This is a genomic window from Streptomyces sp. NRRL F-6676 (assembly GCF_000725625.1).
Taxonomy (GTDB): domain Bacteria; phylum Actinomycetota; class Actinomycetes; order Streptomycetales; family Streptomycetaceae; genus Streptomyces.
In genome coordinates, this window is record NZ_JOHS01000008.1 from 42,825 (window position 1) to 64,780 (window position 21,956).

Consider the following 21,956-nt stretch of genomic DNA (forward strand, 5'->3'; position numbering starts at 1 on the left):
GTCCTTCTCGGGGGGAGGAGATCGGGTACGGGTGGTGCCGGGTGGTCGTGGGGGTCAGCCGGGTGCCGGTCCGGTGGATTCGCGGACGACGAGCCGCGGCCGTCCGGTGAGGGCGGGCCCCTCGACGTCCTCGCCGCACAGGGCGAGCAGCATGCGCGCGGCGGCCGCGCCGACCCGCTGCACCTGCTGGTCGACGGTGGTGAGCCGGGGGTGCAGCCAACTGCCCAGCGGCAGATTGTCGTAGCCGACGACGGACACGTCACGGGGGACGGCGAGCCCGGCGCGCTGCGCGGTGCCGATGCCGCAGACGGCCATGGAGTCGTTGGCGTACACGAGCGCGGTGGGCCGGTCGGCGGCGTCGAGGAGTGCCTCGGTGGCGCTGACCGCCCGCCGTTCGCTGAAGTCGGTGTGCAGCACGGCGAACGGGCGCAGCCCGGCCTCGCGCAGGGCGTCCTCGAAGGCGGCGCGGCGCACCCGCGTGTGCTGGAGCTCCGGCGGTCCGGCGACGTAGGCGATGCGCCGGTGGCCGAGGCCCAGCAGGTGCCGTACGGCCTCCGTGACCCCGGCGCCCTGCTCGCCGAGGCCGATCCGGGGCACGACGGCCGTGCCGTCGGGGGAGCCGAGCAGTACCGCGGGCAGGCCGAGGCGGGCCAGCAGGGCGGGCCGGGGGTCGTCGTCGCGGGCGTCGGTGAGGACGGCGCCGTCCACCCGGCCCTCGGCGGCGAGCCGCTCGTACAGCGCGTGCTCCTCGGGCGGGCCGGTGACCAGGTGCAGGAGCAGGCCGTAGCCGCGCGGCGCGAGTTCGCCCTCTATGCCGGTGATCAGCTCGCTGAAGTGCGGGTCGGAGCCCAGTACGTCGGTGGGGCGCCGCACCACCAGGGCGAGGCTGCGGGTACGGGCGTTGCGCAGGGCGGCGGCGGGGGCGCTGGGGGACCAGCCGAGCTCCAGTGCCGCGTCCAGGATGCGGCGGCGGGTCGCCTCGGAGAGCCGGCCCTTGTGGTTGAAGGCCTGCGAGACGGCGGCGGTGGAGACGCCGGCCGCCGCCGCGACCGCCTTGATCGTGGGGCGGCGGGCCGCCCGTCCGGTGGGCGCGCTCACATCTTCACCGCGCCGCTGACCAGGGCCTGCTGCATACGCTTCTGGAGCACCGTGTAGACCACCCAGACCGGGATCAGGGTCAGCACGGTGCCCGCCGTGAGCACCCCGTAGTCCGTGCCGGTGATCGACTTCAGCGTGGGCAGCGCCACCTGGACCGTGCGCTGCGAGGGGTCGGGGCCGATGATGACCAGGGAGTACAGGTACTCGTTCCAGAAGGTCAGGAAGTTCAGCAGCACGACCGTGGCGATCCCCGGCAGACACATCGGGGTGTACACGTGCCGCAGCACCGCGAACGTGGACGCCCCGTCGAGCCGGGCGGCCTCCTCCATCTCGGCGGGGATGGTCCGCATGAACTGCACGAGGATCACCACCGACAGCGGCAGCGCCGTGGCCGGCAGGAACAGCACCATGAACGTGCGGGTGTGGAACAGCCCGGTGGCCGCCGCGAGCAGGAAGGTGGGGAACAGGGCGGCGAAGGTCGGGATCAGGAAGCCCAGCGAGAACACCTTCTCGATGAGCCCGGACAGGCGCCCCGTCGAGCGCGCCAGGGCGAACGAGGCGGGGATCGCCAGCAGCAGGGTGAGCACCAGCGAGAACACCGTCACCAGCGCCGAGTTGACGACCGCGAGCCCGAGGTCGCCGTTGTCGAAGGCGGTGCGGAAGTTGCCGAGGCCGAGCGAGGCGGGCGGGGCGAAGGGGTGGGCGAAGATGTCGTCGTTCGACTTGAACGCCGAGGCGAGGAAGTAGTAGAGCGGGACCACGAGCAGCACCGCGTACGTCCACACCAGGATGTGGGCCGGCAGCCAGCGTTTGCCGAGCTTCATCGTTGCTGCTCCGATCAGTAGGTCTGGCGGAAGACGCGGCGGATCGCCAGGAGCCCGGCGAGCCCGACGAGGAAGAGGAAGACGCCCACGGTCTGGCTGTAGCCGAGGTCCGCGGCGATGAACGCCTTCTGGTAGACGAGGAACGACAGCGTCGTGGACGACGTGCCGGGGCCGCCCTGGGTGAGCAGCAGGACGTGCTGCGCGGAGCCGAACAGCGTCCACAGGAACTGGAGCATCGTCACCACGCCGACGTAGTCGCGGATCACCGGGAAGTGCACCGTCCACATCGTCCGCCAGTGCCCCGCCCCGTCGAGCTGGGCCGCCTCGCCGAGTTCGTCCGGCACGCTGCTCAGCCGGGCGGCGAACAGCACGGCCGTGAAGCCGATGCCGCTCCAGACGTCCAGGGCGATCAGACAGGCCAGCGCGGTGGAGGGCGAGGCCAGCCAGGCGTCGGTGAGCGAGCCCAGACCGACGCCCTCCAGCGCCCCGTTGACCAGCCCGTCCGGGGACAGCGCCGCGTAGAAGACCATCGCCTTCGCCGGGGTCGAGATCAGTCCCGGGATGAACAGCAGATAGCGGATGACGCGGTGGCCGGGCGGGCGCTGCGCCACGTAGTAGCCGAGCATGTACGCGCACACGATCATCACCGGCAGCGCGACGGCCAGTTGGATCGCGGTGTTCTCGACCGAGTCCCAGAACACCGGGTCGTCCAGGACCGTACGGACGTTGTCCAGGCCGGCGTAGGACACCGGTTGCAGCATGCCCGGCCAGTGCAGGGCCGCGATCACGAAGATGGCGAGCAGCGGCCCGACCATGAAGAGCAGGTACCACACCAGGGCGGGCACGGCGAGGACGGTGCCGCCCTGCCGGAGCGTGCGCGGGGCCGAGGAGCGGGCGGAGGGCGGGACGGGGCGGCGGGCGGAGGTGCCGTCCGGTGTCGTCGTCAGCGTCGTCATGCGGTGACTCCCGGAGGTCGGGTCGGCGAGGAGGGGCGTGTCCGGCGGGTCATGCGGACCGGTACGCGGACTCGAGGGCGGCGCGGACCTTCGCCGGGCTGGTGCCCCTGGTGAACGAGGTGCTGGTCGCCGTGATCAGCGGCTGCGTGGCGGCGGGCGGCACGTACACGTCGGGCAGCAGCACCTCGCTCACGTCCGAGCCGAGCCGCTGGGCCGCCGCCACCAGCGGGAAGTCCTTGCTGACGGTGTCCGAGCGCACGGCCATGTCGCGGCCGCTCTCGGTGATGAACCGCGAGACGGTGTCGGGCCGGTACATGAACCGCAGGAACTTCTCGACGTGCCCGATCTTGCGGACGCCGTTGGGACTGATCCAGAACCCGATGAGGGTGAAAGCCCGGATGATGGTGGGGTGCTCGTGCGCCGCCCCGTCGGCGAGCGGCCAGCCGCCCACCTCGGTGTGCCGCGCCGCCTCGTCGGGCACCTTCGCCAGCGCGGAGGACATCGCCGACTCGATCGCCGCGGACCGCGTGTTGTACTGCGTGGTCATCGTGTCGGAGGTCAGCCCCTGGGCCTTGTCCGCGAAGACGCCCGCGTCGCGCAGGGTGGTGAAGTACTCGATGCCCTCACGGGCGCCCCGGACGCCGAAGTCGCCGGTGGAGTAGACGTGCCGGGCCTCGTCCTGGGACAGGAACGTCTGGATGATCTGCGCCAGCAGCTTCTGGCCCGTCCAGTCGTTGCCGCCGACGGTGACGGGGGCGATGCCCTTGGCGCGGAGCTTGCGGGCGGCGGCGATCAGGGCGTCGCCGGTGGTGGGGATCTCGTCGACGCCCGCGCGGTCGAGCAGGGCGCGGTTGAAGGCGACCGGCCAGTTCGTGGCGAAGTAGGGGAAGGCGCGCAGCCTGCCCTTGTCGTCGGTCCACGCGGACAGCGCGGCGGGCAGCACCCGTTCGCGCAGCCCCCAGTCGTCCAGGTAGGGCATGACGTCGACGGTGGCGTTGACGTCCGTCCAGGCCAGGGTCTTGTCGTAGAGGTTGACCATGACGACGTCGGCCTCCTTGCGGGCCAGCCGGGAGGTCTCGTAGACCTGGCCGAGGTCGTCGCCGTTGATGAGGTTCTTGACCTTCAGACCGGGGTTCTCGTCCTGGAAGCGGTCGACGGCCCTCAGGTAGGTGGGGGAGCCCGGCGCGGTGGTGCCGAGCTGGGTGTGGACGACGAGGGTGTCGGGATCGGAGTCCGCCGCGGCCAGTGCCGAGCAGCCGGACAGGGCGGGCAGGGCGGCGGCCGCGGCCAGACCGGTACCGGCGGCGAGCAGGTCGCGCCGGGTCAGCGAGGAGCGCACAGCGGGGTCTCCAACCAAGCGGTTAACGATTGGTTAATCGATGTACCTCGGGAGGTGGGAGGACCCTAGGGAGTGCGGCGGCCGGGGTCAAGGGGTGGGGCCGGGTCCGTCGGCGGGCAGGGACGCTTCAGCGGCGGTCCGCGCGCGGGGCACGCCAGGGCCGATCGGCCCGCGCGGGGCATGCCAGGGCCGATCGGCCCTGGCCCCGGAGCCCGGTGGCCGGGAAGGATGGCCCGTGCAGCCGTACCCAGCGCGACAAGGAGCGACCGATGACGGACCGCGAGCAGGCCGGGGCCGAGCGCCCGATCCGGGTCTTCCTCCTCGACGACCACGAGGTGGTGCGGCGCGGAGTGCACGACCTGCTGAACGACGAGGCGGACATCGAGGTGGTCGGCGAGGCCGCCACCGCCGAGCAGGCGTTGGTACGGGTGCCCGCGCTGCGTCCGGACGTGGCGGTCCTCGACGTCCGCCTGCCCGACGGCGACGGGGTGACCGTCTGCCGCGAGCTGCGCTCCCGGCTGCCGGAGCTGGCCTGTCTGATGCTCACCTCGTTCGACGACGAGGAGGCGCTGCTCGACTCGATCATGGCGGGCGCCTCCGGCTATGTGCTGAAGCAGATCCGGGGTTCCGACCTGGTCTCGGCCGTGCGCACCGTGGCCCGCGGCCAGTCGCTGCTCGACCCCAGCGCCACCACCAGGCTGATGGCGCGGCTGCGCGGCGGACAGGAGAAGCCGGAGGAGCCCGACGCGCTGCCCGGGCTGACCGACCGCGAGCGCGAGATCCTCGCCCTGATCGGCGAGGGGCTGACCAACCGGCAGATCGGGCAGCGCCTCTACCTCGCCGAGAAGACCGTGAAGAACCACATCTCCCGGCTGCTCGCCAAGCTCGGCGTGGAGCGCCGCATCCAGGCGGCCGTCATCGCCACGGAGGCCCGCGACCGGCTACGCGGCGACAGTCGCTGACTGCGCCGGCCTGCGCGGGCTTTCCGGCCTGGGTCGGCTTTCCGGCCTGCGCTGGCTTGTCGGCGTGGGGCGGCCTGTCGGCGTGGCGGCCTGTCGGCGTGCGTTGGCCGCTGGCCCGGTCGGCGTCTCCGTGGCCCTGTAGGGCGGGGGCCTGCGCCGGGCTGTTGTCGGGTCGGCTTTCCGGCCTGCGCTGGCTTTTCGGCCTGCGTTGGCCTGTCGGCCCGCGCTGGCGGCTGTGCCCCGTCGGCGTCTCCGTGGCCCTGTAGGGCGGGGGCCCGGGCTGGGCTGTTGTCGGGTCGGCTTTCCGGCCTGCGTTGGCCTGTCGGCCTGCGTTGGCCTGTCGGCCCGCGCTGGCGGCTGTGCCCCGTCGGCGCCCCCGTGCCCCTGTAGGGCGAGGGCCCGGGGCGGGCTGTTGTCGGGTCGGCTTTCCCGCCTACCTCGGCCTTCCGGCCCGTGCCCGGCCGCTGGCCCCGTCGGCCTCCCCGCATCCCTAGAGCGGGGAGCCCACGCCGGGCCGTTGCCGGGTCGGTTTTCCGGCCCCCGTCGGCCTCCCGCTTCTGTCGGCCTCCCAGCCTCCTAGGGAGGGGGAGCCCGCGCCGGGCCGACGCCGCGTCGGCCTCGCGGCCCCGTCGGCCTCCCGGTTCCGTCGGCCTCCCGGCCCCGGTGGCCTCCGCCCCGGCGGTCCCGGTGGTCCCGTCGGCCTCCCGATCCCGGGGACCTCCCGGTCCCGTCGGCCTCGCGGCCTCGCGGCCTCGCGGCCCCGGCGGCCCCGGCGGCCTCCCGGCCCCCTAGGGCGGGGGAGCCCGTGCCCCGTCGTCGGTGGGTCGCTACTGTTGCGGGCGAGTGCTGTGCCGGGCGTGGGTGTGGTGCGCGCATGGCGGGACGGGTTCGGCATGTCGTAGGGGCTTGGAGGGTCGGGCGTGGAGAGCTCCGGGGTGTCGAGGGACGCGGCGGAGGCCGCCGTCGTGCGGCTGCCGCAGTTGCGGCTGGACGAGCTGCTCGAGGAGCTCCAGGCCCGGCTGGACGCGGCCCGCGGTACCCGCGACCGGGTGCACAGCCTCCTGGAGGCGGTGCTCTCCGTCGGCCGTGAACTCGATCTGGAGCACGTGCTGCACAGCATCGTCGACGCCGCCGCCACCCTCGTCGACGCCGAGTACGCGGCCCTCGGCGTCATCGGCCCCGACGGCAGACGCCTCTCGGCCTTCCACACCGTCGGCGTCGGCGAGGAGCAGATCGCCCGCATCGGCCCCTACCCGGAGGGCCACGGCATCCTCGGCGAGCTGATCCGGCACCCGGAGCCGCTGCGCCTGGCCAAGCTCTCCGAGCACCCGGCGTCGTACGGCTTCCCGGCCCACCACCCGCCGATGAACAGCTTCCTCGGCGTCCCGATCCGGGTCCGCGAGCAGGTCTTCGGCAATCTGTACCTCACCGAGAAGCGCGGCGGACTGGAGTTCGACGAGGAGGACGAGTCGGTCCTGTCCACGCTGGCCGTGGCGGCGGGCGTCGCGATCGACAACGCCCGGTTGTACGAGGAGTCCCGGCTGCGCGAGCGCTGGCTGCGGGCGAGCGCGGAGATCACCCACGGCCTGATGTCCGGCGCCGCGCAGGCGGAGGTGCTCGGCCTGATCGCCGAACGCGCGCGCGAGATCACCGACTCGGCCCTCGCCGTGATGTCCACGCCCGTCAGGAACACCGACACCCTCACCGTCGAACTGGCGATCGGCCGGCAGGCGGAGGCGCACCGCGGTCTCGTGCTGCCCGTGGAGGGCACCCTCACGGGCCGCGCGTTCGAGGGCGGTGCGCCCGTGACCAGCGACGACGTCGGGACCGATGACCGGGTCACGGCCGGACCGCCCCGGTTCGCGGGCCTCGGCCCGGCGATGGCGGTGCCGATCGGCGCGGGCGAGAGCGTGCGCGGAGTGCTCCTGCTGGCCCGGGAGACCGGCGCCCCCGGCTTCTCCGGCAAGGAGGTGGAGCCCCTGAAGAGCTTCGCCGCGCAGGCCGCCCTCGCCATGGAGCTCGCCGAGCGCCGCAAGGACGCCGAGCAGATCGCCGTCCTGGAGGATCGCGACCGGATCGCCCGTGACCTGCACGACCTCGCCATCCAGCGGCTGTTCGCCACCGGCATGACCTTGCAGAGCGCGGGCCGCCTCGTCGACCACGCGGGCGCCAAGGAACGCGTCCTGCGGGCGGTGGACGACCTGGACGAGACCATCAAGATCATCCGGTCCACGATCTTCGGCCTGCGCACGCACGACGACGAGGCGGCGCCCGGACTGCGGGCCCGTGCGGTACGGGCGGTCGGGGAGGCCACGCGGGTCATGGGGTTCGCGCCCAGCGTGCGGATGGAGGGGCTGCTCGACACGCATGTGCCCCGGGACACCGCCGACCACGTGGTGGCGGTGCTGTCCGAGTCCCTCACCAACATCGCGCGGCACGCGCACGCCGACCGCGCCGAGGTCACGCTGGAGACCGACGGCAGGACCGTACGCCTCACCGTGCGCGACAACGGCGTGGGCATCCCGGCCGAGGGGCGCCGCAGCGGCCTCGCCAACATGGCGGCCCGGGCCCGGGAACTCGGCGGCGACCTGGAGTGGGGCACGCCCGAGGACGGCGGGACCCGGTTGGTGTGGCAGGCGCCGGTGAGCGGGGCGGGACGCTGACGACGGCATACGCGACGGCCCCCGGCGGTCTGCCGGGGGCCTGTGTCGTGCGCTTTCGCCGTGCGCTCCGGTCGTGCCTTCGTCGTGCGCCTTGGCCGGGCGACGGGTGACGGTGCCGGTTCAGACGTCCGCGCCCGCCTCCCGGCCGATACGGATCCGCCACCGCTCGGGGCCGGACTCGACGTACTCCCAGGTGAAGGCGTCGGGATGGGCGGCCTGGAACTCCCGCCGCAGCGGCTTGGGGTCGTGGTTGTTGACCAGGGTGAAGGACTCGCCGGGAGCCAGCCGCGCGAACCGGGCGAAGATCCGCGGGTGACGCCGGCCGTGCGGGATCTCCCGGACGTCGACGACCGCCGGGTCCTCCAGGGTGCCGCCGGCCAGGAGGGTGTCCAGATCCCCGACCAGCGCGGGCAGATCGGCACCGGGCAGGCCGACGAGGGCCGGCAGCAGTACGTCCCGCTCCACCGCCAGATGTGCCCGCAGCACCGCCTCGATCGCCCGGCCGAGCGTGGCGGCCGAGGCGGCGTCCCCGGCCGCCGGCAGCCGGTCGACGTAACTGTCGAGCACGTCGGCGGTGGTGCGCAGCCCGCGGACCAGCAGCCGGGTCTCGGCGGCGCCGGACGCCGTCGCGTACAGGGTCCGGTCGGCGGCGCTCAGGTAACGCCGCAGCTCGCCCGTGCAGAACTCGGTCAGGGCGGCCCGGACCGACTCACCGGCCTCCGCGGCCCCGGGCTCGACCTCGGTCAGCGTGGCGAGCCGGCCCTGGAGCCGCTGTTGCGTTTGCTGGAGGGCGCTCTGCGCCCGGACGGCCGGATCGGTGTCGGTCGACTCGATGTAGATCTCGGAGGACGGCGCCATGGTGCCTGCCTTTCTCGCTGCGGCCCCTGCGGTTCGGCGCCAATTATTACATGCGCCTCTTGGAGAAATTACCTGTGCCGGTGCGACGGCCGCCCGGCGGGGCGGTTCCTACCGGCTTCCGCTGCCGTACGGGGCGTAGAGGTCCAGAAGCCGGACACGGGTCGCGTGCAGCCGGTGGGCGACCACCTGGCCGACCCAGCACGCGACCGCCCGGCCGAGCTCCGGGTCGTCCGCGCACAGCGCCCGTACCGCCTCGGCGTCGAACTCCCGGGCCCGCACCGGGCTCATCGCCTCGGCGCCCAGCTGCCAGACGTGCGGCCCGAAGTGCCAGGAGCAGCCGACCAGTTCGCCGTGGCCCAGGGACTCGATGACGGCGGCCCGGCGGCCGGGGACGTGCAGGTCGAGGGTGACGGTGCCGGTCCGGATGATCCAGAACCGGTCGGCCCGCCGCCCTTCCTCGAACAGCCGGGTGCCGACGTCGAAGGAGACCTCACGGGCGAGGGCCGACAGCCGTTCGCGGTGTTCGACCGGCAGGGCCGCGGCCAGGGTGGTGGTGGAGGTCATCGCACCGGCTCCTTTCGATCACGGGAAGCACGGGAGGGGGTCGGGGGGTCGGGGCCTTTCCGGCGGTGGGCTTTCCAGTGACGGGCTTCTCCACCGGTGGGGCCCTCTCTTCAGCGTCCGCCCGGACGGGCCGTGGCGCCAGGGCCGACCGGCCCTTCCCGGGCGGTCCGGGGCAGGGCGGTCGGCCCCGCGTCAGAGCGGACTGCTCCAGTACGGCCAGAACCTGGTCAGCGCCAGGACGGCGATCAACCCGTACCAGGAGGCCAGCAGCAGTCCGTGCGTGTCCAGCACCAGGATCAGCAGCCCCCGCCCGGCGGCCGGGACGGGGATCGCCCCGGACCGCAGGTTGCGCAGGGTGATGTACCAGAACAGCGCGATCGTCACGATCCACACCACGGCGCAGTACGGGCAGATCCGGCCCAGCACGTACAGCGACTCGTAGATCAGCCAGTGCGCGAACACCACGCCGGCCAGCGCCCCCGCGTTCAGCCCGAGCCAGACCCGGCGGTGCAGCAGGGCCCCGCCCAGTACGGCCACGCCCAGCGCGGTGACGGCGGCGAACGCGCCGAGGCCCAGCAGCATGTTGGGGAAGCCGAACACATTGCCCTGCGCGCTCGCCATCGTGCTGCCGCAGCCCACCACCGGGCTGATGTCGCACGACACCTGGTAGTCCGGGTTCTCCAGCACCCGCCAGTCCTCGACCGCGAGCCGGAACGCCGCGAGCCACCCGACGGCGCCGGTGAGGGTCAGCAGCAGACCCATCCGCCGCCCCCGGAACCGGTGGTGTGCCGCGTACGCCGTCCTCATGCGGCGCGCCCGGTGCCCGCCCCGTGCGCGCCCGAAGGTGTCCTGCCCGGCGGCACGGTCGTGGCCCGGCGCCGGTAGACCAGGTAGGGGCGGACGAGGTAGCCGACCGGGGCGCTCCAGACGTGGACGAGCCGGGTGAAGGGCCAGACGGCGAAGAGCAGGCAGGCGCTCAGCGCGTGCAGCTGGAACAGCAGCGGTGCCCCGGACATCGCCTCGGGCTGCGGCCGGAGGGCGAAGACGCCCCGGAACCACACCGAGACGGTCTCCCGGTAGTCGTAGCCCCCGCCGAACACGTTGTGCGTGGCCGTGGCGGAGATGCCGAGCAGCACGGTGGCCGACAGCAGCGGGAAGAGGACCTTGTCGCTGCGGTCGGTGCCGAGCCGGATCCGCCGGGTCAGCAGCCGGCGGGCGCACAGCATGCCGAGCCCGGCGACCATGGCGACGCCCGCGACGGAGCCCGCCCATACGGCGCCCGTGTGGTACATGTGCTCGCTGATCCCGGCCGCCCGGGTCCAGGAGGCGGGCACCGCGAGTCCGACCACATGCCCGCCGATCACCATGAACGCCCCGACGTGGAACAGCGGGCTGCCCCAGCGCAGCCAGCGGTGTTCGAGGAGCTGGCTGGTGCGCGAGGTCCAGCCGAACTGGTCCTGCCGGTACCGCCAGACGTGCCCGACCACGCACACGGCCAGACAGATGTAGGGCAGGGCGACCCACAGCAGCAGGTCGGTTCCTGAAGCGTTCATCGGGGACCATCCACGGACGACGGGAAGGGGGACGCGAGGGTGGGCGGGGCCGGCTCGGGCGGGACGAAGGTCCCCGGCGGGGCGAAGGCGCTCGGCGGGACGAACGTGCCGCCCGCGTACGGGTCCAGGCCGACGTCCTCGTTCGGCGGCCCCTGCGCGGCCAGTTCCGCCACCGCCGCGAGGTCCGCGTCGGTGGCCGGCGGCAGCAGCGCCAGCAGCGCGGCCAGCACGTGCCGGTAGGGCGAGTCCGCGTCGGCCAGCGCCCGGTGGATCAGTTCGAGCCCGCGCCGGTGCTGACGCAGCGGTGCCTCGCCCGCGCCCGGCCCGGCGAGCGCCGCGAACTCCAGCACCACCGGCAGATGGTCGGGCAGTTCACCGCCGTCGACCTGCCAGCCGGCGGCCCGGTAGCGCTGCGCCAGGGTGAGCAGGGCCATGCCCCGGCGGCGGGTGTCGCCGTGCAGGTAGTAGGTGAGGTAGAGACTGCTGCGGCGGCGCAGGTCGAAGGTCTCGACGTAGGTCCGCTCCAGCAGCTCGGGCGCGGCGGGCGCGAACCAGTCGGTGAACGCGGCCAGTCCGGCCGCGGACTCCGACGGCGGCAGCCCCGCGACACAGGTCGCCACGTCCTCGCGGGCGGCGGCGAGCTCCGCGTCCGGGTACTGGAGCAGCAGCGACACCAGCCGCAGCAGCAGCGACCGCTCCCGGGCCTGCGCGGGCGTGAGCCGGGACGGCCGCCGCACGGCCGCCCGCAGCCGGGTGCGGACCGGGGCGGGCCCCGGACGGCCGGCACCGGGGAAGGTCAGGGGGCTCATGTGTGTCCTCCGGGTGAGGTGCGGCGCAGGGTGGGGATGCCGAGCATGACCTTGCGTTCGCCGGCCGGTTCGCCCGAGGACTCCACCGGGCAGCGGTTCTCCATCGCGGTCAGCGCGGCCGCGTCCTCCTTGTGCGCGGCCGGGACGACGTACCGGTCCTGGTACTTGGCCACCGCCAGCAGCCGGTGCAGGTCCCGGGCCTCCCCGGCGGTCAGACCGACGGCCTTCAGCACCGCCTCGGCCTCGGCCTCGTCGTCCCCGCCGAGCGTCCGCTCCCGCATGTACGAGCGCAGCGCCGTCAGCTTCATCAGCACCCCGCCCACCACGTCCGTGTCCCCGGCGGTGAACAGCTCCGCCAGGTACTCCAGCGGGATGCGCAGCCGGGTGACGGCGGCGAACACGTGGTCCGGGTCGTCCTGGTTGCCGCCCGCGGAGGTGACCGCGTCGAGGACGGGGGAGAGCGGCGGCACGTACCAGACCATCGGCAGGGTCCGGTACTCCGGGTGCAGCGGCAGCGCCACCCGGTACTTCGACACCAGCGCGTACACCGGGGAGCGGCGGGCCGCGTCCAGCCAGTCCTCCGGGATGCCGGAGGCGCGCGCGGCGGCGATCACCTCCGGGTCGGACGGGTCGAGGAACACGTTCCGCTGGGCATCCAGCAGATCCTTCTCGTCCGGGGTCGCCGCGGCCTCGCCCACCTTGTCGGCGTCGTACAGCAGCAGCCCCAGGTAGCGCAGCCGGCCCACACATGTCTCCGAACACACCGTGGGCTGGCCCTGCTCGATGCGCGGGAAGCAGAAGGTGCACTTCTCGGCCTTGCCGGTGGCGTGGTTGACGTACACCTTCTTGTACGGGCACGCCGTCACGCACATCCGCCAGCCCCGGCACCTGTCCTGGTCGACCAGGACGATGCCGTCCTCCACCCGCTTGTACATCGCGCCGGACGGACAGGCCGAGACGCAGGCCGGGTTGAGGCAGTGCTCGCACAGCCGGGGCAGATGGAACAGGAAGGTCTGCTCGAACTCGAACTTCACCTTCTCGGCCCACTCGCCGCTCAGGTTCGGGTCGCCGCCCGCGTGTTCGGGGGCGCCGCCGAGGCCGTCCTCCCAGTTGGCACCCCAGGTGATCGAGGTGGGCCGGCCGGTGAGGACCGAGCGGGGGCGGGCGACCGGCATGTCCGGACCGGCGGGGGCGCTGATCAGGTTGTCGTAGTCGTACGTCACCGGCTCGTAGTAGTCCTCCAGGGCCGGCAGGTCCGGGTTGGAGAACAGCGACAGCAGCCGCTTGACCCGGCCGCCGGAGCGCAGCACCAGCCGCCCCTTGCGGTCCAGCCTCCAGCCGCCCTTCCACTGCTCCTGGTCCTCGTAGCGGCGCGGGTAGCCGACGCCCGGCTTGGTCTCCACGTTGTTGAACCAGGCGTACTCGACGCCGGTCCGGTTGGTCCACGTCTGCTTGCAGGTGACTGAACAGGTGTGACACCCGATGCACTTGTCGAGGTTCATCACCATGGCGATCTGGGCCATGACCCGTCCGATGGTGGCTTTGCCGCGGGACATCAGTAGTCGACCTCCTGGCTGCGGCGGCGGATGACGGTGACCTCGTCCCGCTGGTTGCCGGTGGGCCCGTAGTAGTTGAAGGCGTAGGTGAACTGGGCGTAGCCGCCCGCGAGATGGGTCGGCTTGACCAGCAGCCGGGTCAGCGAGTTGTGCATGCCGCCGCGTTTGCCGCTGAGCTCGGTCTTCGGCACGTTCACATTGCGGTCCTGGGCGTGGTACATGTACACGGTGCCCTCGGGCATCCGGTGGGTGACCACCGCGCGGGCGGCCACGACGCCGTTGCGGTTGTACGCCTCGATCCACTCGTTGTCCCGGACGCCGATCCGCCCGGCGTCCTGGACGGACATCCAGATCACCGGCCCGCCCCGGGACAGATCGAGCATGTACTTGTTGTCCTGGTAGTTGGAGTGGATGGACCACTTCGAGTGCGGGGTGAGGTAGCGGACCGTGACCTCGGCCCGGCCGTCCTCGCCCAGGTGCTCGTTCCCGTAGTGCCGGATCGCGTTCAACGGCGGGCGGTAGACAGGGAGTTGCTCGCCGATCTCGGCCATCCAGTCGTGCTGCACGAAGAAGTGCTGGCGGCCGGTGAGGGTGTGCCAGGGTTTTTTGTGCTCCACGTTGATGACGAACGGGGAGTAGCGGCGGCCGCCGGTCTCCGAACCCGACCACTCGTACGACGTCATCACCGCGCGCGGCTGGGTGCGCGTGTCGGTGAACGTGATCCGCTCCGCCTCCCGTTCGGCCGACAGCTCCACCAGGCCCTCGCTGCCGGTCTGCCGCTCCAGCTCCCGGAAACCCTCGGTCGCCAGGCGCCCGTTGGTGGTGCCGGACAGCGCCAGGATCGCCTCGCACATGTCGCTCGCGGTGGCCAGCGAGGGCCGGCCGGCGCCCACTCCGTCGCGGACGGTGCCGCAGCGGTGCCGCAGCTCCTCGATCTCGCGGTCCGGGTGGACGGTGACACCCTTGGTGGTGGTGCCGAGCGTGTCGAGCAGCGGGCCGACGGCGCGCATCTTCCGCGCCACGGCCGCGTAGTCCCGTTCGACCACCACCAGCTTCGGCATGGTGCGCCCTGGCACCGGCTCGCACTCACCCGTCTTCCAGTCCCGCACCACCCCGCCCGGCTGGGCGAGTTCGTCCGGGGTGTCGTGGGTGAGGGGGACGGCGAGGACGTCGGTACGGGTACCCAGGTGCGTGGCGGCCAGCTCGCTGAACCGGTCGGCGAGCGTGAGGAACGTGTCGTAGTCGGTGCGGGACTGCCAGGGCGGGGCGATGGCCGGGGTGAAGGCGTGCACGAAGGGGTGCATGTCGGTCGACGACAGGTCGTCCTTCTCGTACCAGGTCGCGGCCGGCAGCACCACGTCGGAGAGCAGACCGGTGGAGGTCATCCGGAAGTCCATGGTGACCAGCAGGTCGAGCTTGCCCTCCGGCGCCTCCTTGTGCCACACCACCTCCTCGGGGCGCTCGCCCGGCGGGGTCTCGGCGGAGCGGACCGCCGCGTCGGCGCCCAGCAGATGGCGCAGGAAGTACTCGTTGCCCTTGCCGGAGGAACCCAGCAGATTGGCCCGCCACACGGTGAGCACCCGGGGGAAGTTGGCCGGGTCGTCCGGGTCCTCGGCGGCGAACCGCAGCCGCCCCGCCCTGAGTTCGTCCACGATGTGCTCGGCGACCGGCCGGCCCGCTGCCGCCGCCTCGTCGGCCAGGTCGAGCGGGTTGCGGCCGAAGCCGGGGTGGCCCGGCGTCCAGCCGAGCCGCACCGCCTGCGCGAGACAGTCCGCGAACGCCTTGCCTTTGAACCGGCCCTCACCGAGCGGCGAGGCCAGTTCCTCGGGCCCGAAGGCCTCGTAGCGCCACTGGTCGGTGTTGAGGTACCAGTACGAGGTGCCCGCCATGTGCCGGGTGGGCCGCTGCCAGTCGAAGGCGAACGCCAGGTGCTGGAAGCCGGTCAGCGGGCGGACCTTCTCCTGGCCCACGTAGTGCGCCCAGCCGCCGCCGTTGACACCCTGGCAGCCGGTCATCGTGGTGAGCGCCAGGAAGGCGCGGTAGATGGTGTCGGAGTGGAACCAGTGGTTGGTGCCCGCACCCATCGCGATCATCGAACGGCCGCCTGTGCGCTCGGCGTTGCGGGCGAACTCCCTGCCGATCCGGGCCGCCTGCTCGGCCGGCACCGAGGTGATCGTCTCCTGCCAGGCCGGGGTGTACGGCCGGCTCGCGTCCTCGTACGACGTCGGCCAGTCACCCGGCAGACCGGGCCTGCCCACCCCGTACTGGGCGAGCATCAGATCGAACACGGTGGTGACGAGGCGCCCGCCGAGCCGCCGGGCGGGCACCCCGCGCACCATCACCGAGCCGCCCTCGGTGGCTCCCTCGTCGAACCGGGGCAGCGCCACCTCGACGCGCTCCCCGGCCCGGTCGAGCAGACTCAACTCCGGTACGACACCGCCCAGATCGAGGTTCCAGCGGCCCTTGTCCGCCGTCGCCCAGCGGTGGCCGAGGGAGCCGTTCGGGACGACGGGCTCTCCGGTGGCGGAGTCCAGCAGCACCGTCCTGGAGTGCGCGTTCTCCTCCTCCGCGGCCTCGCCGCCCAGGTCGGCGGCGGTCAGGAACCCGTCCGGGACGAGGCCGTGGGCGCCCTCGCGCAGGGTGACCAGGAACGGGGCGTCGGTGAACGTCCGCAGATAGTTCCGGAAGTACGGCACCTCGCGGTCGACCAGGAACTCGCGCAGGATCACATGCCCCATCGCCATCGCCAGCGCCCCGTCGGTGCCCGGGTGCGGGGAGAGCCACTCGTCGGCGAACTTCACGTTGTCCGCGTAGTCGGGGGAGACCGCGACGACCTTGGTGCCGTTGTAGCGGGTCTCGGTGAGGAAGTGCGCGTCGGGCGTGCGGGTGACCGGGATGTTGGAACCCCACATCACCAGATAGCCCGCGTTCCACCAGTCCGCCGACTCCGGCACGTCCGTCTGGTCCCCGAACACCTGCGGCGAGGCCACGGGCAGGTCGGCGTACCAGTCGTAGAACGACAGCAGCGTGCCGCCGATCAGCGACATGAAACGGGAACCGGCCGCGAACGAGGCCATCGACATCGCCGGGATCGGCGAGAACCCGGCGACGCGGTCCGGGCCGTACGCCTTGATGGTGTGCACATGGGCGGCGGCCACCAGCTCGGCCACCTCGTCCCAGCTCGCGCGCACCAGGCCGCCCTTGCCCCGGGCCCGCTTGTACGCCCGCGCCTTCGCAGGGTCGGAGGTGATCTCCGCCCACGCGGCCACCGGGTCACCGAGCCGCCCGCGCGCCTCGCGCCACAGCTTCAGCAGCGTGCCGCGCACATACGGGTAGCGGACCCGGCTGGGCGAGTAGGTGTACCAGGAGAACGAGGCCCCGCGCGGGCAGCCGCGCGGCTCGTACTCGGGGCAGTCCGCGCCGATCGAGGGGTAGTCCGTGGCCTGGTGCTCCCAGGTGATGAGGCCGTCCTTGACGTACACCATCCAGGAACAGGAACCGGTGCAGTTCACGCCGTGCGTGGAGCGCACCACCTTGTCGTGGGCCCAGCGGTCCCGGTAGAAACCCTCCCACTTGCCGTCGTTCTCGCCGAACACGGCGCGTCCGTCGGCGGAGACCTCGTCGCGGGTGAGCAGCCGGCGGCCGGCCAGCGGCCAGTCCCGGACGGTGTGCGGTGGCCGCCGCCGTGCCTTCTCGTCGTTCTCCATGGCCGGAAACGTATGCCGGGGCGGGAGGCCGGGACCTTGGGCCGAACGCCCCCGGCCGGACGCCCAAGGGTCCTGCCCGGCCCGCCGCCCCAGGGACCAACGGCCCTGGAAGCCGGGACCCTCGGCGGGCCGGGCGCGGACCCCGCGAGGTGCAGGCTGACCCCGACCGAACCGGAGGCAGCGCAATGTACGACCGCACCCACAGGTGGCCCGGCCCCATCCCCCGTCCCTGGCCGAGGCCCGCCCGGCGGCCGTCCCGCCGCCCCCTCCACCTCGGTCACCGTCCGGCCGCCGGCCACGTCCGCCCTGACACCCGGGCGGCCGGACACACCCACGGCATCCGGCTCGGACGGGCGCACGGGGGGCGGCGGTGAGCGCGGCCGTTCCGGCGGCCGGCGGCGGACCCGCCGTGCGCCGGCCGCGGCAGGACGTGGGCGAGCGGCCGTTCCTCGTGATCTGGGAGTCCACCCGGGCCTGTCCGCTGGCCTGCGTGCACTGCCGTGCCGAGGCCGTCCCGGACCGGGATCCGCGCGAGCTGGACACCGGGGCCGCCAAGGAACTGATGCGGGAGATCGCCGACTTCGGCCGCCCGGCACCGTTGTTCGTGATCACCGGTGGTGATCCCTTCCAGCGGCCCGATCTGCTCGAACTCATCGCGTACGGCGCGGAGGTGGGCGTCCGTGTCGCCGTCTCGCCCTCCGGCACGCCGACGCTGACCGCCGAGCGGCTGCGGGCCGTGCACGAGGCCGGCGCGGTCGGCCTCTCGCTCAGCCTGGACGGCTCCACCCCGGAACTGCACGACGGCTTCCGGGGCGTGCCCGGCGTCTACCGCTGGACCCTCGACGCCTGGGACGCCGCCCGCGCGCTCGGCATGAAGGTGCAGATCAACACCACCGTCACCCGGCACAACCTGCACGACCTGCCGGACGTCGTCCGTCTCGTGCGCACCCACGGCGCGATGCTGTGGAGCGCCTTCTTCCTCGTACCGACCGGACGCGGCGCGGCACTCGGCGCGCTGACGCCCGCCGAGACCGAGGACGTCCTGAACTTCGTGTACGACGTCGGCCTGACCGTGCCCGCCAAGACCACCGAGGCCCACCACTTCCGCCGCGTCGCCCTCCAGCGCCGCGTCCTCGCCGGTCTGGGCGAGGACCACGAGCAGGTGCTCGGACTCGGGCCCCTGTACCGGCAGTTGCGGGCGCGGACGGCCGAACTGGGCCTCGCCGACGGGGGCCGCCGCGCCCGGCGGCCGCCGCTGGACGTCAACGCCGGCCGCGGCTTCGTCTTCGTCTCGCACACCGGGACGGTGCACCCCAGCGGGTTCCTGCCGCTCGGCGCGGGCAATGTGCGGCGACGGCCGCTCACCGAGATCTACCGCACCTCCGCGCTGTTCACCGGGCTGCGCGACCCCGACCGGCTCGGCGGCCGGTGCGGCGCCTGCGAGTTCCGCCGGGTCTGCGGCGGCTCCCGCTCCCGCGCGTACGGCGTGACCGGCGACCCGTACGCGGAGGAGCCGTGGTGCGGGTACGTGCCGGGCTCGTTCCCTCACCAGGGGGAACTGGCCGTGCTGTTGTCCGGGACGGAGGCGCGGACGGCGCCGGGGGGAGAGGAGACGTCGTGAGCGAGGGCGAGGGCGAGGGCGAGGGCGAGGGCGAGGGCGAGGGCGGGCCGCGGCCGGACGGCCGCAGGGTGCTGCCGCTGCTGGGGGAGTGGGGAGGGATCGGTGGCCCCGACGGCTCCGGTGGTCCGGAAGGTTCGAGTGGTGCCGGTGGTGCCGGTGGGCCGGGCGAGCCGGGTGCCTCCGGTGGCGGCTCCGCCGGTTCCGGAGGGTCGGGCGGCGGTGGGTCGGGCGGCTCCACCCGGCCGGGCGATTCCGGGGGGCCGGGGGGTCATGGCGGCTCCGGAGGCCCCGGCGGTCCTCACAGCCCCGGCGGTCCTCACGGCGGTCCTGGCAGCCCCGGTGGCCGGGCCGGCCGGGTCGGTCGGGCCGGCTGGCCCGGGCGGCAGGACATGCGGGCGCGGCAGCTGCGGGCGCATCTGCTCGTCGCCGGGTGGGCCGGACTCGCGTTGCTCGCGGCCACCGAGCGGGACACCCTGCCGGTGGCTCGCTGGCTGGCGGTCCATCTCTTCCTGCTCGGCGCCGCCACCACCGCACTCGTGGTGTGGAGCGAGCACTTCGCCGTCGCGATGCTGCACGCCCGCTTCCCCGACCGGCGGTGGAGCACCGTACGCCTCGCCGGGGTGAACGTGTCCGTCGCCGGGGTGCTCCTCGGCGTGTGGGCCGACCTGCCCGCGCTGATCACGGCGGCCTGCGCGGGACTGGTCGCCGCCGCCACCGCGCACCTCGTGGTGCTGGTCCGCCTCGGCCGGGGCGCGCTGGGCGGCCGGCTCGCGCCCGTCGCCGCCTACTACCGGGCCGCCACGGCCGCCCTCGTCGTCGGGACGGTCCTCGGCGGGCTGCTGGCCACCGGGACCGTGGGCGCGGACGGGCACACCGGGCTGCGGCTCGCGCACATTCACGTCACCCTGCTCGGCTGGATCGGACTGCCCGTCCTCGGCACCCTCTTCATGCTCTGGCCCACCACCCTCGGCGTCCGGATGCACGAGGACACCACCCGGACGGCCCGCCGGGTGCTGGCCCTCACCGGGGGCGGACTCGCGCTCGCCGTGGCCGGGCTCGCGGGCCCGGCGGCCTTGCCGGACGCGGGTCCTGTCCCGGCGGGCGCATGGCGCGCGGTGACCGTCGCCGGGCTCGCCGCCTACGCCACCGGTGTCGCCCTCGCCGTGCGGGTGTGGGCGGGCGCCGTCCGGCGGGGGCGCACACCCGTCTCGGCCGCCGCCGCCTGGTCGCTGGCGGCGTCGGCGGTGTGGCTGGCGGCCGGGATCGTCCGCGACCTGGTGCTCTTCGCCACCCACGCGGCGGCCGACGCCCAGACGGGTGTCGAGTCCCTGATTCCGCTGTTGCTGCTCGGTTTCGTCGCCCAGGTGCTGATCGGCGCGCTGACGTATCTGCTGCCGGTCGTGCTGTCGAACGGCCCCAGGGAGCGGGCGGGTTCGCGGGCGGTTCTGGAACGGGGCCGGAGGGTGCGACTGGCCGCGCTGAACGTGGCCGTCGCCCTGCTCGTCCTGCCGCTGCCCGGGCCCGCCGCCACGGTGGGCACCGTACTCGCCGCGGGCGCCGCGCTGGCCTTCCTCGGACTCGTGCTGGCGGTGCTCGGCCGGCGGGTGGCCGCCGCCGCGGGGCCGCCCCGGGCGCCCGTGCTGATCGGCACGGCGGTGGCCGCCGTCGTCACGGCCCTGGCCGTGTTCGTGGCGGGGAGCGGCGGTACGACGACGACGGCGTCCGGCACCGGCGCGGGCGGCGGCGCGGCCGGGACCCGCACGGTGGCGGTGTCCCTGCACGACATGCGGGTCACCCCGAGCCGCATCGAGGTTCCCCGGGGCACCGCGCTGCGTCTGGAGGTCACCAACCGCGACGCGCAGCGGCACGATCTGAGGATCGAGGACGGCCCCGCCACCTCGCTGCTCGCCGACGGACAGTCGCGCACCCTCGACCTCGGCACGATCACCGGCGACCGCGCGGGATGGTGCACGGTGCCGGGGCACCGGGCCGCCGGGATGACGCTGGACATCGTGGCCACCGGCGGCACGCGGGCCTCCGCCGGAAGCGCCGGCGGCCACGACGGCCACTCCGCGAGCGCCTCGCGGGGCTCGGGGCCCGACCTCTCCGCCGACTTCTCCGCCGGGTGGCACGCCCGGGACGCCGCCCTGGCCCCGGCGGCCGGCGCGACCACGCACAAGGTCGAACTGCATGTCCGGCAGCGGACGGTGGAGGTCGCGCCCGGGGTGCGGCAGCGGATGTGGACCTTCGGCGGGACCGCGCCCGGGCCCACCCTGCGCGGGAAGGTCGGCGACGTCTTCGAGGTCACCCTCGTCAACGACGACACCACGATGGGCCACGGCGTCGACTTCCACGCCGGCGCGCTCTCGCCCGACGTGCCCATGCGCACGCTCGACCCGGGGGAGCGGCTCGTGTACCGGTTCCGGGCCGAGCGGGCCGGGGCATGGCTGTACCACTGCGGCACCGCGCCGATGCTCCAGCACATGGGCAACGGCATGTACGGCGCCGTGATCGTCGATCCGCCGGGGCTGGACGCCGTCGACCGGGAGTACGTACTGGTCTCCTCCGAGCTGTACCTGGGCACGCCGGGGAGTGCGGCGCAGGTGGCGAAGATGCGGGCGGACGCGCCGGACGCGTGGGTGTTCAACGGGGTCGCCGCGCAGTACGCGAAGGCGCCGTTGCGGGTGCGGGCGGGGGAGCGGGTGCGGTTCTGGGTGGTGGCGGCGGGGCCGAGCGACGGGGTCGCCTTCCATGTGGTGGGGGCCGTGTTCGACACCGTCTACAAGGAGGGGGCGTATGCGTTGCGGGCGGGTGGCGAGGACGGCTCCGGTGGATCTCAGGTGCTTGATCTGGCCGCCGCCCAGGGTGGGTTCGTGGAGACGGAGTTCGCGGCGGCCGGGCACTACGCCCTCGTCGATCACGACATGCGGCATGCGGAGGCGGGGGCGCACGGTGTGGTGGAGGTGCGGTGATGGGCGGGGACGCGGTCGGGCCGTGGCAGGTGGTGCGGTTTCTGCACGTGGCCGGGGCGGTGATGTGGGTGGGCGGGCAACTGGCGCTGTCGCTCGTGGTGCTGCCGTTGGCCCGGCGGATGCTGGGGGAGGAGGAGCGGGGGCGGTTCGCGGCGCGGGTGGGGCGGCGGTTCGGGATGCTGACGGGGGCGGTGTTCCTGCCGGTGCAGTTGGGGTCGGGGTGGGCGATGGCCTGGCACAAGGGGGTGACGTGGGCGTCGCTCGGGGAGCCGGGGTACGGGCGGGTACTGGCGGTGAAGCTGGGGCTGTTCGGGCTGGTGATGTTGGCGGCGGCGGTGCACGGGTGGGCGCACGCGAGGGGGCGCCCGGAGCTGGCGCGGGCGCTGGCGGTGGGGTCGCTGGTGGGATCGCTGGGGGTGGTCCTGCTGGCGACGGCCCTGCCGGCGACGTGACAGCGCGTTTTCCCGCGCCCCT

Annotated in this window: 16 protein-coding genes; 5 read left to right on the plus strand and 11 right to left on the minus strand. The window is 73.7% G+C overall.

What is annotated here, in order from left to right; all coding sequences use genetic code 11:
* Positions 1 to 54: 54 nt before the first annotated feature.
* Genes IO29_RS06915 through IO29_RS06930 form a run of 4 tightly spaced genes read right to left on the minus strand, consistent with a single transcriptional unit; the run spans position 55 to position 4,217 of the window.
* Positions 55 to 1,098, minus strand: coding sequence for a LacI family DNA-binding transcriptional regulator (locus IO29_RS06915; protein ID WP_030377808.1), 1,044 nt, complete (start codon positions 1,096 to 1,098; stop codon positions 55 to 57).
* On the minus strand, positions 1,095 to 1,922 hold the full coding sequence (locus IO29_RS06920; protein ID WP_030377809.1) for a carbohydrate ABC transporter permease: 828 nt from the start codon (positions 1,920 to 1,922) through the stop codon (positions 1,095 to 1,097). The genes IO29_RS06915 and IO29_RS06920 overlap by 4 nt, the downstream gene beginning before the upstream one ends.
* A gap of 14 nt (positions 1,923 to 1,936) precedes the next feature.
* Complete coding sequence (locus tag IO29_RS06925) at positions 1,937 to 2,878, minus strand: carbohydrate ABC transporter permease (protein WP_030377810.1); 942 nt, start codon at positions 2,876 to 2,878, stop codon at positions 1,937 to 1,939.
* A 49-nt stretch (positions 2,879 to 2,927) separates the two neighbouring features.
* Positions 2,928 to 4,217: an ABC transporter substrate-binding protein gene (locus IO29_RS06930; protein ID WP_030377811.1), complete on the minus strand. Its 1,290-nt coding sequence runs from the start codon at positions 4,215 to 4,217 to the stop codon at positions 2,928 to 2,930.
* Between the two features lie 269 nt (positions 4,218 to 4,486).
* Between IO29_RS06930 and IO29_RS06935 the strand changes: the two genes are divergently transcribed.
* Complete coding sequence (locus IO29_RS06935; RefSeq protein ID WP_030377812.1) at positions 4,487 to 5,179, plus strand: response regulator; 693 nt, start codon at positions 4,487 to 4,489, stop codon at positions 5,177 to 5,179.
* A 920-nt stretch (positions 5,180 to 6,099) separates the two neighbouring features.
* On the plus strand, positions 6,100 to 7,842 hold the full coding sequence (locus IO29_RS06940) for a sensor histidine kinase (protein WP_030377813.1): 1,743 nt from the start codon (positions 6,100 to 6,102) through the stop codon (positions 7,840 to 7,842).
* Positions 7,843 to 7,962: 120 nt separating this feature from the next.
* Here the strand turns inward: IO29_RS06940 and IO29_RS06945 are convergent, their stop codons facing one another.
* From IO29_RS06945 to IO29_RS06975, 7 genes are all read right to left on the minus strand, one after another.
* Positions 7,963 to 8,700 (minus strand): DUF2249 domain-containing protein, encoded by a 738-nt coding sequence (locus IO29_RS06945; RefSeq protein ID WP_030377814.1) that lies wholly within the window; start codon positions 8,698 to 8,700, stop codon positions 7,963 to 7,965.
* 108 nt (positions 8,701 to 8,808) lie between these two features.
* Positions 8,809 to 9,264: a Crp/Fnr family transcriptional regulator gene (locus IO29_RS06950; protein WP_030377815.1), complete on the minus strand. Its 456-nt coding sequence runs from the start codon at positions 9,262 to 9,264 to the stop codon at positions 8,809 to 8,811.
* Between the two features lie 192 nt (positions 9,265 to 9,456).
* Positions 9,457 to 10,071 carry a vitamin K epoxide reductase family protein gene (locus IO29_RS06955; protein ID WP_051707354.1) on the minus strand — a complete coding sequence of 205 codons (615 nt, stop codon included), beginning with the start codon at positions 10,069 to 10,071 and terminating at the stop codon, positions 9,457 to 9,459.
* Positions 10,068 to 10,817 (minus strand): respiratory nitrate reductase subunit gamma, encoded by a 750-nt coding sequence (gene narI, locus IO29_RS06960; protein WP_030377817.1) that lies wholly within the window; start codon positions 10,815 to 10,817, stop codon positions 10,068 to 10,070. The genes IO29_RS06955 and narI overlap by 4 nt, the downstream gene beginning before the upstream one ends.
* Entirely contained in the window at positions 10,814 to 11,626 is an 813-nt protein-coding gene (gene narJ, locus IO29_RS06965; protein WP_030377818.1) for a nitrate reductase molybdenum cofactor assembly chaperone, read from the minus strand. The genes narI and narJ overlap by 4 nt, the downstream gene beginning before the upstream one ends.
* Positions 11,623 to 13,182, minus strand: coding sequence for a nitrate reductase subunit beta (gene narH, locus IO29_RS06970; RefSeq protein ID WP_030377819.1), 1,560 nt, complete (start codon positions 13,180 to 13,182; stop codon positions 11,623 to 11,625). Before narH ends, narJ begins: the two co-directional genes overlap by 4 nt.
* Complete coding sequence (locus tag IO29_RS06975; RefSeq protein WP_030377820.1) at positions 13,182 to 16,889, minus strand: nitrate reductase subunit alpha; 3,708 nt, start codon at positions 16,887 to 16,889, stop codon at positions 13,182 to 13,184. Before IO29_RS06975 ends, narH begins: the two co-directional genes overlap by 1 nt.
* Before the next feature lie 370 nt (positions 16,890 to 17,259).
* On the opposite strand from IO29_RS06975, the gene IO29_RS06980 reads away from it, so the two are divergent.
* From IO29_RS06980 to IO29_RS06995, 3 genes are read left to right on the plus strand one after another with little or no spacing between them, the layout of a single operon-like run.
* Positions 17,260 to 18,510, plus strand: coding sequence for a TIGR04053 family radical SAM/SPASM domain-containing protein (locus IO29_RS06980; protein WP_234307397.1), 1,251 nt, complete (start codon positions 17,260 to 17,262; stop codon positions 18,508 to 18,510).
* Positions 18,507 to 21,482, plus strand: a complete 2,976-nt coding sequence (locus IO29_RS06990) for a multicopper oxidase domain-containing protein (protein ID WP_158709290.1) — start codon at positions 18,507 to 18,509, stop codon at positions 21,480 to 21,482. The genes IO29_RS06980 and IO29_RS06990 overlap by 4 nt, the downstream gene beginning before the upstream one ends.
* The gene (locus IO29_RS06995; RefSeq protein WP_030377824.1) at positions 21,482 to 21,934 is read left to right on the plus strand and encodes a hypothetical protein; all 453 of its coding nucleotides are present in this window, start codon (positions 21,482 to 21,484) and stop codon (positions 21,932 to 21,934) included. Before IO29_RS06990 ends, IO29_RS06995 begins: the two co-directional genes overlap by 1 nt.
* Positions 21,935 to 21,956 lie beyond the last annotated feature (22 nt).

What these genes read in the sequence shown, in the direction of transcription:
- IO29_RS06920 (WP_030377809.1), bottom strand. Translation starts at nt 1,922, where the DNA reads ATGAAGCTCGGCAAACGCTGGCTGCCGGCCCACATCCTGGTGTGGACG.
- IO29_RS06925 (WP_030377810.1), bottom strand. Translation starts at nt 2,878, where the DNA reads ATGACGACGCTGACGACGACACCGGACGGCACCTCCGCCCGCCGCCCC.
- IO29_RS06935 (WP_030377812.1), top strand. Translation starts at nt 4,487, where the DNA reads ATGACGGACCGCGAGCAGGCCGGGGCCGAGCGCCCGATCCGGGTCTTC.
- IO29_RS06945 (WP_030377814.1), bottom strand. Translation starts at nt 8,700, where the DNA reads ATGGCGCCGTCCTCCGAGATCTACATCGAGTCGACCGACACCGATCCG.
- IO29_RS06950 (WP_030377815.1), bottom strand. Translation starts at nt 9,264, where the DNA reads ATGACCTCCACCACCACCCTGGCCGCGGCCCTGCCGGTCGAACACCGC.
- IO29_RS06955 (WP_051707354.1), bottom strand. Translation starts at nt 10,071, where the DNA reads ATGAGGACGGCGTACGCGGCACACCACCGGTTCCGGGGGCGGCGGATG.
- narI (WP_030377817.1), bottom strand. Translation starts at nt 10,817, where the DNA reads ATGAACGCTTCAGGAACCGACCTGCTGCTGTGGGTCGCCCTGCCCTAC.
- narJ (WP_030377818.1), bottom strand. Translation starts at nt 11,626, where the DNA reads ATGAGCCCCCTGACCTTCCCCGGTGCCGGCCGTCCGGGGCCCGCCCCG.
- narH (WP_030377819.1), bottom strand. Translation starts at nt 13,182, where the DNA reads ATGTCCCGCGGCAAAGCCACCATCGGACGGGTCATGGCCCAGATCGCC.
- IO29_RS06975 (WP_030377820.1), bottom strand. Translation starts at nt 16,889, where the DNA reads ATGGAGAACGACGAGAAGGCACGGCGGCGGCCACCGCACACCGTCCGG.
- IO29_RS06995 (WP_030377824.1), top strand. Translation starts at nt 21,482, where the DNA reads ATGGGCGGGGACGCGGTCGGGCCGTGGCAGGTGGTGCGGTTTCTGCAC.